Raw genomic sequence first — 13,096 nt, 5'->3', positions numbered from 1 at the left:
GTCGCCGCGCGCGCCTGCCTGCTCATGATAGGAGTTCAGCGGGCGGCGGCGAATGAAGATTCCGGCCTGTCGATGTGCGCGCCCTTGTCGATGCGCTGCGCACGGCGCTTCATTGCCGCATCGAGGGGCGAAGAAGCCGCCGGCGCTTGCCGCATCACCCGCTGCAGCACCGCGGCTTCCAGGCGCGCGAAGCCGGCGTCGCCGCGCTGGCGCGGCCGCGCCAGCGCCACGCGCTCGTCCATGGCGATATGGCCATCCTCGATCAGCACGATACGGTCAGCCAGTGCCACGGCCTCGGAGACGTCGTGCGTCACCAGCAGCGCCGTGAAGCCAAGCCGCCGCCACAGGCCTTCGATCAGCCCCTGCATTTCGATGCGCGTGAGCGCATCCAGCGCGCCCAGCGGCTCATCGAGCAGCAGCAACTGCGGGTGATGCACCAGCGCGCGCGCCAGCGCCACGCGCTGCCGCTGCCCGCCGGACAGCCTTGCGGGCCACGCCTGCGCGCGCTCGGCCAGGCCCACCTGCGCCAGCACCTCGCCCGCTTCGCCGCGCCGCGCGCGCGGCAGGCCCAGCGCCACGTTGTCCAGCACGCGCTTCCACGGCAGCAGCCGCGCGTCCTGGAACATCACGCGCACGTCGGCGCCGCGCCCGCGGCGGCTTCTCACGTGGTCATGCGTGTCACCGTCGATCGCAATGGTGCCGCCGTCAGTCCCTTCCAGCCCCGCCACCAGCCGCAGCAGCGTGCTCTTGCCGCAGCCGCTGCGCCCGACGATGGCGACGAACTCGCCCGGCGCCACGTCGAGCGCCACATCGTGCAGCACTTCGCGGCCGTCATAGCGCTTGACCACCTGGCGCAAGCGCAGCGCGACGCCTCCATGGCGGCGCGGTGCCGCTGCCTCGTGCCTGACTGCCTCGCGGTGCGCGAGGCCCGCTTCCAGTTCGACCAGCGCGGCCTGTTCCACCGGATACATCTGCATGTCGATCTCCCTGCCGCGCGTGCGGCGTTGCGTGTTTCAGGCGGCTGCGTAGCCGGGGTGCCAGCGCAGCCAGTAGCGCTCCAGCCCGCGTGACAGCAAGTCGGCCAGCTTGCCCAGCAGCGCATAGAGCAGGATGCCCACCAGCACCACATCGGTCTGCAGGAATTCGCGCGCGTTCATGGTCATGTAGCCGATGCCGGATTGCGCGGAGATGGTCTCCGCGACGATCAGGATCACCCACATCAACCCGAGCGAAAAACGCACGCCCACCAGGATCCCCGGCAACGCCCCGGGCAGGATCACTTCACGGCAGAGCTGCCAGCCGGACAGCCCGTAGCTGCGCGCCATCTCCACCAGCCCGGTATCGACCGAGCGGATGCCGTGGCAGGTGTTCAGGTACACCGGGAAGAACACCCCCAGCGCCACCAGGAACAGCTTGGCGCTCTCGTCGATGCCGAACCACAGGATCACCAGCGGGATCAGCGCCAGCGGCGGGATATTGCGCACCATCTGCAGCGTGCTGTCGAGCAGCGTGGCCGCGCCGCGAAAGGTGCCGGTCAGCAGCCCCAGCAGCAGGCCCAGCCCGCCGCCAATGGCAAACCCGGCCAGCGCGCGCCAGGTGCTGACGCCAACGTGTTTCCACAACTCGCCCGAACGGGCCAGGTCCCATGCGGCCTGCAACACGGCCAGCGGGGCCGGCAGCACGCGGTTCGACAGCCAGCCGTTCTGCGAGGCCGCCTGCCACACCACGACCAGCAGCACCGGCACGATCCATGGCGCCACGGCGCGCGCCAGCGCGGCTGGATGTCGGCGTGGCAACGGAAGATGAGGAGCGCTCATGCTGTCCTCCTTCAGCTTTGCGCGGCGCGCGGCACGATGCCGGTCGCCATGACTTCGCCGAACGGGCCCGACAGCACCTTGCCCGGCAACTTCTCGCGCACCGAGCGCGGCAGCAGCGGAAACACCAGTTCGGCAAAGCGGTAGGCCTCTTCCAGGTGCGGATAACCGGACAGCACGAAGGTGTCGATGCCGAGTTCGGCGTACTCGCGCATGCGCCCGGCAACGGTGTGCGGATCGCCCACCAGCGCAGTGCCCGCGCCGCCGCGCACCAGGCCGACGCCCGCCCACAGGTTGGGGCTGATTTCCAGCGCCTCGCGCGTGCGGCGCGCACTGCCGCCCGCATGCAGCGCGGCCATGCGGCGCTGCCCTTCCGAATCCATCTTTGCGAACACTGCCTGCGCGCGCGCCACGGTCTCATCGTCGAGGCGGCTGATCAGGTCTTCGGCGGCGGCCCACGCGGCGGCATCGGTCTCGCGCACGATCACGTGCAGCCGGATGCCGAAGCGGACCGTGCGGCCATGCGTGGCCGCATGCCGGCGCACATCTTCCAGCTTCTGCGCCACGTCCGCCGGTGGTTCGCCCCAGGTCAGGTAGGTATCGACCTGCTCGCCCGCCAGCGCGTGCGCCGGCGCCGACGAGCCGCCGAAGTACACCGGCGGATGCGGCCGCTGCGGCGGCGGATAGAGGACGCGCGCGCCCTTCACGCTCAGATGCTTGCCCTGGTAGTCGATCTGGCCGCTGTCATGGCTGGCCGCCAGCACGTCGCGCCAGATGCGCAGGAACTCGGCCGAGGCCTCGTAGCGCGCGCCGTGGTCGAGGAACAGGCCATCGCCTTCCAGCTCGGCGGTGTCGCCGCCGGTGACGAGGTTGATCAGCAGCCGGCCATTGGAGAGGCGGTCGAACGTGGCCGCCATGCGCGCGGCCAGCGTCGGCGCCATCAGGCCCGGGCGCACGGCCACCAGGAACTTGAGGCGCTGCGTCACGGCTGACAGGGCCGCCGCCGCCACCCACGGGTCTTCGCAAGAACGACCGGTAGGGATCAGCACCCCTTCATAGCCGAGCGTATCGGCGGCCACCGCGACCTGCTTCATATAGTCGAAACTGACTTCGCGCGCGCCTTCGGAGGTGCCGAGGTAGCGGCTGTCGCCGTGGGTGGGGATAAACCAGAATACGTTCATGTCGTGCTCCTTGTTGTTGTGCGGCGCTTAGCGCTGCGCCTGCTGCTGCGGCCTCTGTTGCGGCACCTCCCAGCGCGCATCCGCCACCTTGACCGGCTTGGGGATCAGCTTGAGCGCGTGGAAGGCATCTGCGATGCGCTGCTGCTCGGCCAGCACGTCGGCGCTGACCGGGCGCGCGCCGTAAGCGAAGCGCGAGACCGCCAGTTCCAGCACGTCGGCAGGCAGGCCGACTTCGCCGGTCAGCACGGCGGTCGCGTCTTTGGGGTTCTTTTCCGCCCACGTGCCCAGCGTGGCGAGTTCATCGAGGATCAGGCGCACGATCTCGGGCCTGGCCTGTGCGTAGGGACGCGACGCCAGGTAGAACTGGTGGTTGCTGACCACGTTCTTGCCGTCGGCGCCACGGCCATCGGCCAGCACGCGTGCGCCCAGCTGCTTCTCGGCGGCGGCGAAGAACGGATCCCAGATCACCCAGGCATCGACCGAGCCGCGCTCGAAGGCCGCGCGCGCATCGGCGGGCGGCAGGTAGACCGGCTGGATATCGCTGTACTGCAGGCCGGCCTTCTCCAACTGGCGCACCAGCAGGTAATGCACGTTCGAGCCCTTGTTGAGGGCCACGCGCTTGCCGCGCAGGTCGGCCACCGAGCGCAGCGCCGATCCCTTGGGCACGACAATGGCCTCGGCGGCCGGCGCCGGCGGTTCGTTGCCGACATAGACCAGCTGCGCGCCGGCGGCCTGCGCGAAGATCGGCGGCGCCTCGCCCACGGTGCCGAAGTCGACGGCGCCGACATTGAGGCCTTCCAGCAACTGCGGGCCGGCCGGGAATTCCGTCCACTTGACGGTGATGCCTTGCGGCGCCAGCCGCTTTTCCAGCGTGCCGCGCGCCTTCAGCAGCGTCAGCGTGCCGTACTTCTGGTAGCCGATGCGCAGCACCCTGGCGTCGATGCTCTTGGATTGCGCTTCGGCGCGGCCGGGCAGCAGGCCGTAGGCCAGGCCAGTGGCGGCGACCAGCGCCGCGATATACAAACGGCGGCGCAGCGAGCCGGCCGGCTTGATGGTGGTGGTCATGCGATTTCCTTCTTGGCCGGCCAGGGAGCCGGCGTATGTTCTGAAGTTGGATTGCGTGGAAACGCGGGCAACATCCCGCCCTGCCTACCCGGATTGCCGGTGGCATGGCTGGCGGCGTTGCTGCCGCGGCGACGGGCTGGCCGGCGCCAATACATCAGGAATTCAGGTCAGGCGGTACATCGCTCCGCCACCACGGCGGCAGCGGCGGCGCGCTGCACGAAGGCGCCGGGCACAACGTCGAGTGCGTCGAGCGGGACCTCGATGCGGGCATGGGCCAGTGCGTCGCGCACGCGCAGCAGGCCTTCGTCCAGGCGGGCCGACAGCGCGGCGTCGAAGCGCGCCTGGCGCACGCCGCCCAAGTCGGAGATTTCGATCTGCTGGTCCACGGCAAAGATGCCGGGCAGGATCTGGCGCGAACCCAGCGCGGACAGCACCGGGCGCAGCGCGTAGTCGATCGCCAGCGCATGGGCGAGGCTGCCGCCGGTGGCGATCGGCAGCACGATCTTGTCGCGCAGGCCGGTCTGCGGCAGCAGGTCCAGGAAGGCCTTGAGCAGGCCGCTGTAGGCGGCCTTGTAGACCGGCGTGGCCAGCACCACCACCTGGGCCTCGGCCACCGCGCGGGCGGCGCCGGCAATGGCGTGGTCGTCCACGCGCGCCGCCAGCAGCGGACCCGCCGGCAGGTCGCGCAGGTCCAGGTGGCGGGTGCGTTCGCCAGCGGCCTCCAGCGCGGAGCGCAGGTGCGCCAGCACAAGGCCGGAGCGGGACTGGACCGACGGGCTGCCGGAGAGCGTCAGGATGGACATCGGGGCTTCCTTCTTCTTGTAGGCCGGCTCGGTGCCGGACCGCCCCACGCGGCCCGGCCCGCCGGCCTGATCGGTGTTATTCCCGGGGCTATTTCTTGCCGGGTTGATAAATCTGATCGAACGAGCCGCCATCGGCGAAGTGGGTCTTCTGGGCCTTCTGCCAGCCGCCGAACGCTTCATCGATGGTGAACAGCTTCACCTTGGGGAAGTTGGCCGCGTACTTGGCCGCCACCTTCTGCGAGATCGGACGGTAGTAGTTCTTCGCGGCGATCTCCTGGCCTTCGTCGGTGTACAGGAACTGCAGGTAGGCCTCGGCGGCCTTGCGCGTGCCCTTCTTGTCGACCACCTTGTCGACCACGGCCACCGGCGGTTCGGCCAGGATCGAGATCGACGGAGCGACGATCTCGAACTTGTCGGGACCCAGTTCCTTGATGGCCAGGATGGCTTCGTTTTCCCAGGCCAGCAGCACGTCACCCAGGCCGCGCTCGACGAACGTGGTGGTGGCGCCGCGCGCGCCGGAATCCAGCACCGGCACGTGCTTGAGCAGTTCGCCGACGAACTCGCGCGCCTTGGCTTCATTGCCGCCCGGCTGGCGCAGCGCATAGCCCCATGCGGCCAGGTAGTTCCAGCGCGCGCCGCCCGAGGTCTTGGGGTTCGGCGTGATCACCTGCACGCCCGGCTTGACCAGGTCGCCCCAGTCCTTGATGCCCTTGGGGTTGCCCTTGCGCACCAGGAACACGATGGTCGAGGTGTACGGCGAAGCGTTATGCGGCAGGCGCTTTTGCCAGTCGGTCCTGATCAGGCCCCTCTCGGCGATGGCGTCGACGTCGTAGCCCAGCGCCAGCGTCACCACGTCAGCGTCCAGCCCGTCGATCACCGAACGGGCCTGCTTGCCGGATCCGCCATGGGACTGGCGCACGGTCACGGCATCGCCGCCCTGGGCCTTCCAGGCCTTGGCGAAGGCGGCATTGACGTCGACGTACAGTTCGCGCGTCGGGTCATAGGAAACATTGAGCAGGCTGGTCGCCGAAGCGGTCTGCGCCGCGCCCAGGGCGCCCAGGACTGCCAGGCCGATGGCCAGTTTGCGGATCATTTGTGTTGCTCCCGTCTGTCATGAATGGGCGCCAGGCGCCTCTGGTTGCCTTCGCCCACCGTCTGGGGCGGGCTTGTGTCAGGAGCAAGACTACCGACGGGGCTTTCTCGACGGAACGAATGGTTTCGCCGATCCTTTACTGTTTTTTGCATAAGATCGGACGGAAATATCGGCATGCCGTCATATGGGGACGACGGGGCTCCAGGTAGCGCGGCATGGCACGGTGTGGCACGGTGTGGCGCAACCGGCACGCACAAAAGAAAACGCCCGCACCGGCAAACCGGTGCGGGCGAAGTTTCCATTCCGGAAACGGGTAGACAAGTCATGAAGAGCGCCCCCGCATCTCCATGACAAGTGAATGGTATCGGGTCGCCGCGGGGTCTGATTTGATCGCGGTCAAGTCCGGGACAACCCGCAGCGAATCTCCGCGCGGAGCCTCAGCCGCCCTGGCGCGCCAACAGGTCCGCCATCTCGTCGGCGTGTTCTTCTTCCACCGCCAGGATCTCTTCCATCATGCGGCGCGAGGTCGGGTCACGCTCGCCCAGGAACCTGATGATCTCGCGATAGCTGTCGATGGCGATGCGCTCGGCCACCAGGTCTTCCTTGATCATCTCGGTCAGGTTGTTGCCCGGGACATACTCGGCATGCGAACGGCTGGTCAGGCCGTCCGGCGCGAAGTCGGGCTCGCCGCCAAGCTGGACGATGCGCTCGGCGATCTGGTCGGCATGGCCCTGCTCTTCATTGGAGTGGGCCAGGAATTCTTCGGCGACACTCTTCGAGTTCGGGCCCTGGGCCATGAAGTAGTGGCGGCGATAGCGCAGCACGCAGACGATCTCGGTGGCCAGCGCATCGTTGAGCAACTTCAGCACCGCCTCGCGGTCCGCCGTATAGCCCGCGGTCACGGCCCCCTCGTCGATGTGCTTGCGGGCGCGCTCGCGCAGGGTCTTGACGTCTGTGAGGAAGGACTTGTCGGTCATGGATTGGCTCCTGTAGGGATGGCTGCATGGCGTCGCAGCGCGTCAGAAGGAAACTCAACCCTTTTGCAACGCGAAAAGTGTGCCACTCGGTGTTCGGCCGCATCGCACGGGCGCCAGCAAGCCGCCGATCCCTCGCGTATGCAAAATTTTCACGCGCCCGATCCGCGTTACACGCGCCAGCCGCTGTACAGACGAAAAAAACCCCCTGCGCGCAACACGCAGGGGGTTGTCGGCATCCGGGCTGCCTCAGATGTTAGTGGACGGCCCGCCCGAACGTGAACTCGCCATCCACATAGTCCACCGGCACCACATCCTTCGCCGCGAACTTGCCTTCCAGGATGGCGCGCGCCACCGGGTTCTCGATCTGCTGCTGGATCGCCCGCTTGAGCGGCCGCGCCCCGAACACCGGGTCGTAGCCCGCGCTGGCGATCTTCTCCAGCGCGTGGTCGCTGACCTCCAGCGTCATGTCCATGCGGGCCAGGCGAACCTGCAGGCGCTGCAGCTGGATGCGCGCGATCGACTCGATGTTCTTCTGGTCGAGCGCGTGGAACACCACGACTTCATCGATCCGGTTCAGGAATTCCGGCCGGAAATGCGTGCGCACTTCCTGCCAGACCGCGCCCTTGATCGCTTCCTGCGGCTCGCCGGCCATCGACTGGATGATCTGCGAACCCAGGTTGGACGTCATCACGATCACCGTGTTCTTGAAGTCCACCGTGCGGCCCTGGCCATCGGTCAGGCGGCCGTCGTCCAGCACCTGCAGCAGCACGTTGAAGACGTCCGGGTGGGCCTTCTCGACTTCGTCGAGCAGCACCACGCTATACGGCTTGCGGCGCACGGCCTCGGTCAGGTAGCCGCCTTCCTCATAGCCCACGTATCCCGGCGGCGCGCCGATCAGTCGGCTGACGCTGTGCTTCTCCATGAATTCGCTCATGTCGATGCGGATCAGGTGCTCTTCGGAATCGAACATGAACTCGGCCAGCGCCTTGCACAGCTCGGTCTTGCCGACACCGGTCGGACCCAGGAACAGGAACGAGCCATAGGGCTTGTTCTCGTCCGCCAGCCCGGCACGCGAACGGCGGATGGCGTCGGACACCAGCCGCACGGCCTCGTCCTGGCCCACCACGCGCGCATGCAGGCGCTCTTCCATCTTCAGCAGCTTCTCGCGCTCGCCCTGCATCATCTTCGACACCGGGATGCCGGTCGCGCGGCTCACCACTTCCGCGATTTCCTCGGCACCCACTTGCGTGCGCAGCAGCTTGTTGGGCTGCTTCTGCTCGCTGGCCTCGGCGTCGGTCGCGGCCTTGAGCTTGCCTTCCAGGCCCGGCAGCTTGCCGTACTGCAGTTCGGCCACCTTGTCGAGCTTGCCTTCGCGCTGCAGCTTCGCGATCTCCAGCTTGACCTTCTCGATCTCTTCCTTCAGCGCGGCCGTGCCCTGCGCGGCGCCCTTCTCGGCCTTCCAGATCTCGTCCAGGTCGGCGTACTCTTTCTCCAGGCGCGCGATTTCCTGCTCGATCAGGTCGAGGCGCTTGAGCGAGGCTTCGTCGGTCTCCTTCTTGACCGCTTCGCGCTCGATCTTGAGCTGGATGGTGCGGCGCTCGAGCTTGTCCATCGCCTCCGGCTTGGAGTCGATTTCCATCTTGATGCGCGCGGCCGCCTCGTCGATCAGGTCGATGGCCTTGTCGGGCAGGAAGCGGTCAGTGATATAGCGGTGCGACAGCTCCGCCGCGGCGACGATGGCCGGGTCGGTGATCTCGACGCCGTGGTGCAGCTCATACTTCTCCTGCAGGCCGCGCAGGATGGCGATGGTGGCTTCCACCGTGGGCTCGTCGACCAGCACCTTCTGGAAGCGGCGCTCGAGCGCGGCGTCCTTCTCGATGTACTTGCGGTATTCGTCCAGCGTGGTCGCGCCGATGCAGTGCAGCTCGCCGCGCGCCAGCGCCGGCTTGAGCATGTTGCCCGCGTCGATCGCGCCCTCGGCCTTGCCCGCGCCGACCATGGTGTGGATCTCGTCGATGAAGACGATGGTCTGGCCCTCGTCCTTGGCGACGTCGTTCAGCACGGCCTTCAGGCGTTCCTCGAACTCGCCGCGGTACTTGGCGCCGGCCAGCAGGCCGGCCATGTCGAGCACCAGCACGCGCTTGTTCTTCAGGCTTTCCGGCACTTCGCCGTTGACGATGCGCTGCGCCAGCCCTTCCACGATCGCGGTCTTGCCCACGCCGGGTTCGCCGATCAGCACCGGGTTGTTCTTGGTGCGGCGCTGCAGGATCTGGATCGCGCGGCGGATCTCGTCGTCGCGGCCGATGACGGGATCGAGCTTGCCGATGCGGGCACGCTCGGTCAGGTCGATGGTGTATTTCTTCAGCGCCTCGCGCTGGCCCTCGGCTTCGGCGCTGTTGACCGATTCGCCGCCGCGCACGGCCTGGATGGCCGATTCCAGCGACTTGCGGTTCAGGCCGTTCTCGCGCGCGATGCGCCCGGCGTCACCTTTGTCGTCGGACACGGCAAGCAGGAACAGCTCGCTGGCGATGAACTGGTCGCCGCGCTTGAGCGCTTCTTTCTCGGTGGCATTGAGCAGGTTGACCAGGTCGCGGCCGATCTGGACCTCGTTGGTGCCCTGCACCTGCGGCAGGCGCTTGATGGCGGCGTCCAGCGCCGTCTGCAGGCCCTGCACGTTGACGCCGGCGCGTGCGAGCAGCGCGCGGGCAGCGCCGTCGTCCTGCGACAGCAGCGCGCGCAGCACATGCTGCGGGTCGATATATTGGTTGTCGTTGGCCAGGGCCAGGCTTTGCGCTTCAGCCAGCGCTTCCTGGAACCGGGTGGTCAGCTTGTCAAGACGCATAGGATTCCCTCTCTCGGATAGGTCGTGTCCTGATGCGGGGGGCGCTGGCTCCGGGCTTCACCCGCCGGGTTGCCTGGATGCCCTGCCGGACACTGGATATCCGAAAGATAAGGCTTTGTCGCGACATTTCAAGGACCGCCGCCGCACGTTATCGAGTGAAGCAAACGATACGCGGCGGACCTTGTGACGCGCCTCGCTATGCCGCCCGGCTCTCGCTTCCCTTGTCCGCCAGGTTACGCACCAGCACCAGCGACTCGCCCTGCACGACCACGCGGCCATCCTCGCCGGTGACCACGCTCGCCAGGTTGACCAGGTCCTTGCCGGCGCGCAGCCGGACGATGCGCACCTGCGCCGTCAGCGCCTCATCCAGCCGCGCCGCCGAGGCCAGACGCAGCGATTGCTTCATCCAGCCGGTGCCGCGCCCCGGCAAGCGGGTGCCGAGCAGGTCCGAGAACATGCCGGCCAGCAGCGGCAACGGCACCACCGCCTCGCCGAACCCGCGCGCGCGGGCGAAGGCGGCGTCGGCGTGGTACGGGTTGGAATCGCCGGTCAGGGCGACGTACTCGCCGATATCGGCCGCTGTGAAGGCGCGCATGGCGCTAGCCGACTGCCCGGGGCGCAGGCCGTACAGCGCCGGATCGCCCCCGGGCTCCGGCTGCTCGCCCGGCCACGATGGCAGCCGGCCCGGTGCCGCGTCGGCCAGCCACGACGATTCGCCTGTGGCCGCGACGCGCGGCGCCGCACCGGGAAGGCCAGCGCTGACGGTGGTGCCGAAAGCCGCCAGCCCCGCCTGTGGCTGTGGCTGCGGGACCAGGGCAAACGCCACCGCGTCGCCGGCGAAGGCCGGCGTCGGGAACATCAGCGTCTGCGCCACCGGCAGCGCGGGCGCGGCAAGCTCCCGCCAGGTATGGGCGCACAGCAGCGAAAACAGGAACATGCCGTGCGCCACCGTGGCACCGAAGTGCGTGCCGCGGGCAAAGGCCGGATCGCAGTGGATCGGGTTGTCGTCGCGCGACAGCGCGGCGAAGCGGTCGAAGTCGCGTTGCGTCAGCACGCGCGGCATGGCGTCGGTCATCAGTTGGGCACCTCTACGGTCGAAGCGTTGACGGAAATCGCATTGCCCGGTGCGGGCGTGGCGGCGATCGGCGGGACATTGGACGGCAGCAGCGTGGGCGCCGGCGTGTTGAAGGTGCCGCCGCGCGGCGTGGTGCGCACCACCTGCGATGGCGGCAGCGCCTTGCCGGTGGTCAGGTTGTCGTAGACGGCGTCGAGCGCGCGGTTCAGGTAGACATGGAGCGGCACGTAGCGGTTGCTGTAGCCCGGCACCAGCCCGATGAAGGCATCGAAATGCTGGGCATTCTCCACTTCGATGTACGACAGCTTGCTGGTCACGCCCTCCTTCTGCCGGTTCAGCCCCAGGTACGGGCGCGAGGTATGGTTCACCGGCAGCAAACCGTCGCTGCGGCCATGCACGATCACCGCCGGCTTGCCGCGCAGGTTGCCGTTGCGCAGCGTCAGCGCCTGGCCCGCCTGCAGTGCGCGCGCCGCGGCGTCGCTGCCGGCCAGCAGCTTGCGCAGGCAATCGGCGCCATCGTAGTTGAGGTCGGTGCGGCCGTTCGATGCCGACACCGAAACCAGGTTCAGGTACGGTCCGTGCGTCGGGTCGAGGTCGTTGATCAGCTGCACCGACGGCGGCTGCGGCGGGATGCCGTTGCCCGTGGCGAACATCGATGCCAGCGCCGCGGGGGCAATCGCGGCCGGCTTCAGATCGGTCAGCGTATTGGCGAAGCTGTAGCCGCAAAGCTTGTCGGTCACGCTCGCCTGCGCGTAGGCGTTGGCATAGGTCACGGTAATCGCGGCAGCCGTGTCGAATGCGGCCAGCGACGGGTGCAGGTCATCGGATTCGGACTCCCAGCCCGCTTCATGCAGGACCTGCAGCGCGCTGGCGCTCTGCTCGCTGGTGTTGGCGCCGGTGACCAGCCCCTTTTCCGCGAGCGTGGTGCATCGCGCGGCGAAGAATGGCGCCATGGTCGGGTTGTCGTAGAAGGGGGACTGCGTCAGCGCGGTGGTGCGCGCGGCGCAGTGCTGGAGCAGGTTGGCCGTGCTGGTGTAGTCATACAGCGTGCGGCCCGAGGACAGGACCTGCACGCCGCCGCGCCGCACCACGACGCCCGTGTCCGGCGGCATGTTGAGGTTGGGCTCGCCCACGGCGACGCCGTCGATCAACCCATCGGCATCCTGCTCGGCCGCGGCCACCGCGGCGCCGCCGCCGTTTGACACGCTCGACGCAATCACCAGGATCTTGTCCTTGTCCATGCTGCGCTGGCGCGTGCCATTGGCGGACACGGCGCCGAAGCGGTCGTTGATCGCCCAGATCGCGAACTCGACCGCCTGCAGCGTGAACTTGCCCCAGTCCTTCTCCGGATTGCGCTGCGAATGCGCGTGCTTGAACGCGAGCCGGTGCGGGCTGGCGGCGGTGAAGTCCGCCAGCGACGTGGCGCCGGCGGGCGCGGCGAACTGCGCATTCTTGCCGGCGGCGGCGCGCGTGGCGCGGGTGCCGTCTATCAGCGGCACGGTATCGGTATCCAGGTCGTGCGGCGCGGCACCAGTGCCCTTGTCGGTATAGGCGACCGCGCAGCCGCGCTTCAGCCCCCATTCGCCGGTGGCAATGGCGCCGTACACGCCGCGCGAGCCCGAAGACGTCGCGGTGATCAAGCACGGCCTGGCGGTGTCGAAGCCGGCCGGGATCTGCACCAGCATGGTCACGTTCTGCTGGCCTGTGCCGTCGTCCGAGAACGCCAGGTATTCCACGCCGGCGATCTTGCCTTCAGAGCCGGTGACATTGCCCTGAGCGTCCACGTTGGGGCCATACAGCGAGCCATAGCCGCCAGCCGCGGTCGTATCCACGATGGCGCGGTAGTTGGCGTAGATCGCATAGCGGCGCAGTTCCGCCGCGGTCGGCGCGGTGGCATTGGTCGGCACGGGCGCGGTGGCGCTGGCGAGTCCGTCCTTGCCCAGCCCCGCGGTCAGCAGGTCGTCGCTGCTGCCGTTGTAGCTGTTGATGGTGACCGTGCCGATATATGCAGGCTTGGTGTTGGGGTTGCTGCCGCTGCCATTGTTGTCATCGCCCGAGCCGCAGGCGGCGGCCAGCATCGCGGCTGCGATGGCGAACGCCGTGCGGCGCAGGCGGCTTTCTTGCTGCGGCGGAAACTGCCTGGAATGCATGTCACCCTCCTTCTGTCGCCCGTGTCGGGGCGGTAGCGACGAACGTCAATGGAGAACAGCGGAGACTGCGGACTGCGGACTGCGGACTGCGGAACT

10 protein-coding genes are annotated in these 13,096 nt (G+C 68.2%); all 10 read right to left on the bottom strand.

What is annotated here, in order from left to right; translation table 11 throughout:
* Window positions 1-35: 35 nt before the first annotated feature.
* The 10 genes from K309_RS37205 to K309_RS0123705 all read right to left on the bottom strand — a co-directional run bounded on the left by K309_RS37205 (window position 36) and on the right by K309_RS0123705 (window position 13,000).
* On the bottom strand, window positions 36-977 hold the full coding sequence (locus tag K309_RS37205) for an ATP-binding cassette domain-containing protein (protein ID WP_084402512.1): 942 nt from the start codon (window positions 975-977) through the stop codon (window positions 36-38).
* Window positions 978-1,013: 36 nt separating this feature from the next.
* Window positions 1,014-1,817, bottom strand: coding sequence for an aliphatic sulfonate ABC transporter permease SsuC (gene ssuC / locus K309_RS0123745; RefSeq protein ID WP_029048733.1), 804 nt, complete (start codon window positions 1,815-1,817; stop codon window positions 1,014-1,016).
* Window positions 1,818-1,828: 11 nt separating this feature from the next.
* A complete protein-coding gene (gene ssuD / locus K309_RS0123740; RefSeq protein ID WP_029048732.1) occupies window positions 1,829-2,995 on the bottom strand; it encodes an FMNH2-dependent alkanesulfonate monooxygenase in 1,167 nt (388 codons plus the stop codon).
* A gap of 27 nt (window positions 2,996-3,022) precedes the next feature.
* Window positions 3,023-4,060 (bottom strand): sulfonate ABC transporter substrate-binding protein, encoded by a 1,038-nt coding sequence (locus tag K309_RS0123735; RefSeq protein ID WP_029048731.1) that lies wholly within the window; start codon window positions 4,058-4,060, stop codon window positions 3,023-3,025.
* A gap of 167 nt (window positions 4,061-4,227) precedes the next feature.
* The gene (gene ssuE, locus K309_RS0123730; RefSeq protein ID WP_029048730.1) at window positions 4,228-4,863 is read right to left on the bottom strand and encodes an NADPH-dependent FMN reductase; all 636 of its coding nucleotides are present in this window, start codon (window positions 4,861-4,863) and stop codon (window positions 4,228-4,230) included.
* 88 nt (window positions 4,864-4,951) lie between these two features.
* Window positions 4,952-5,956 (bottom strand): sulfate ABC transporter substrate-binding protein, encoded by a 1,005-nt coding sequence (locus K309_RS0123725; RefSeq protein WP_029048729.1) that lies wholly within the window; start codon window positions 5,954-5,956, stop codon window positions 4,952-4,954.
* 437 nt (window positions 5,957-6,393) lie between these two features.
* The gene (locus K309_RS0123720; protein WP_029048728.1) at window positions 6,394-6,933 is read right to left on the bottom strand and encodes a ferritin-like domain-containing protein; all 540 of its coding nucleotides are present in this window, start codon (window positions 6,931-6,933) and stop codon (window positions 6,394-6,396) included.
* 253 nt (window positions 6,934-7,186) lie between these two features.
* A complete protein-coding gene (gene clpB, locus K309_RS0123715; protein WP_029048727.1) occupies window positions 7,187-9,775 on the bottom strand; it encodes an ATP-dependent chaperone ClpB in 2,589 nt (862 codons plus the stop codon).
* Between the two features lie 196 nt (window positions 9,776-9,971).
* Window positions 9,972-10,850: a MaoC/PaaZ C-terminal domain-containing protein gene (locus tag K309_RS0123710; RefSeq protein ID WP_029048726.1), complete on the bottom strand. Its 879-nt coding sequence runs from the start codon at window positions 10,848-10,850 to the stop codon at window positions 9,972-9,974.
* The gene (locus tag K309_RS0123705) at window positions 10,850-13,000 is read right to left on the bottom strand and encodes a D-(-)-3-hydroxybutyrate oligomer hydrolase (RefSeq protein ID WP_029048725.1); all 2,151 of its coding nucleotides are present in this window, start codon (window positions 12,998-13,000) and stop codon (window positions 10,850-10,852) included. The genes K309_RS0123710 and K309_RS0123705 overlap by 1 nt, the downstream gene beginning before the upstream one ends.
* Window positions 13,001-13,096: the final 96 nt, after the last annotated feature.

Origin of the sequence: Cupriavidus phytohabitans (assembly GCF_000426345.1) — a bacterium.
In the GTDB taxonomy this organism is placed as follows: Bacteria; Pseudomonadota; Gammaproteobacteria; order Burkholderiales; family Burkholderiaceae; genus Cupriavidus.
The sequence above is the reverse complement of the archived record's forward strand: the minus strand, read 5'-3'. Positions and strand labels throughout refer to the sequence as shown.

Coding starts and splice junctions, on each gene's coding strand:
- clpB (WP_029048727.1), bottom strand. CDS start 9,775: ATGCGTCTTGACAAGCTGACCACCCGGTTCCAGGAAGCGCTGGCTGAA.
- K309_RS37205 (WP_084402512.1), bottom strand. CDS start 977: ATGCAGATGTATCCGGTGGAACAGGCCGCGCTGGTCGAACTGGAAGCG.
- K309_RS0123720 (WP_029048728.1), bottom strand. CDS start 6,933: ATGACCGACAAGTCCTTCCTCACAGACGTCAAGACCCTGCGCGAGCGC.
- ssuD (WP_029048732.1), bottom strand. CDS start 2,995: ATGAACGTATTCTGGTTTATCCCCACCCACGGCGACAGCCGCTACCTC.
- K309_RS0123710 (WP_029048726.1), bottom strand. CDS start 10,850: ATGACCGACGCCATGCCGCGCGTGCTGACGCAACGCGACTTCGACCGC.
- K309_RS0123735 (WP_029048731.1), bottom strand. CDS start 4,060: ATGACCACCACCATCAAGCCGGCCGGCTCGCTGCGCCGCCGTTTGTAT.
- K309_RS0123725 (WP_029048729.1), bottom strand. CDS start 5,956: ATGATCCGCAAACTGGCCATCGGCCTGGCAGTCCTGGGCGCCCTGGGC.
- ssuC (WP_029048733.1), bottom strand. CDS start 1,817: ATGAGCGCTCCTCATCTTCCGTTGCCACGCCGACATCCAGCCGCGCTG.
- ssuE (WP_029048730.1), bottom strand. CDS start 4,863: ATGTCCATCCTGACGCTCTCCGGCAGCCCGTCGGTCCAGTCCCGCTCC.
- K309_RS0123705 (WP_029048725.1), bottom strand. CDS start 13,000: ATGCATTCCAGGCAGTTTCCGCCGCAGCAAGAAAGCCGCCTGCGCCGC.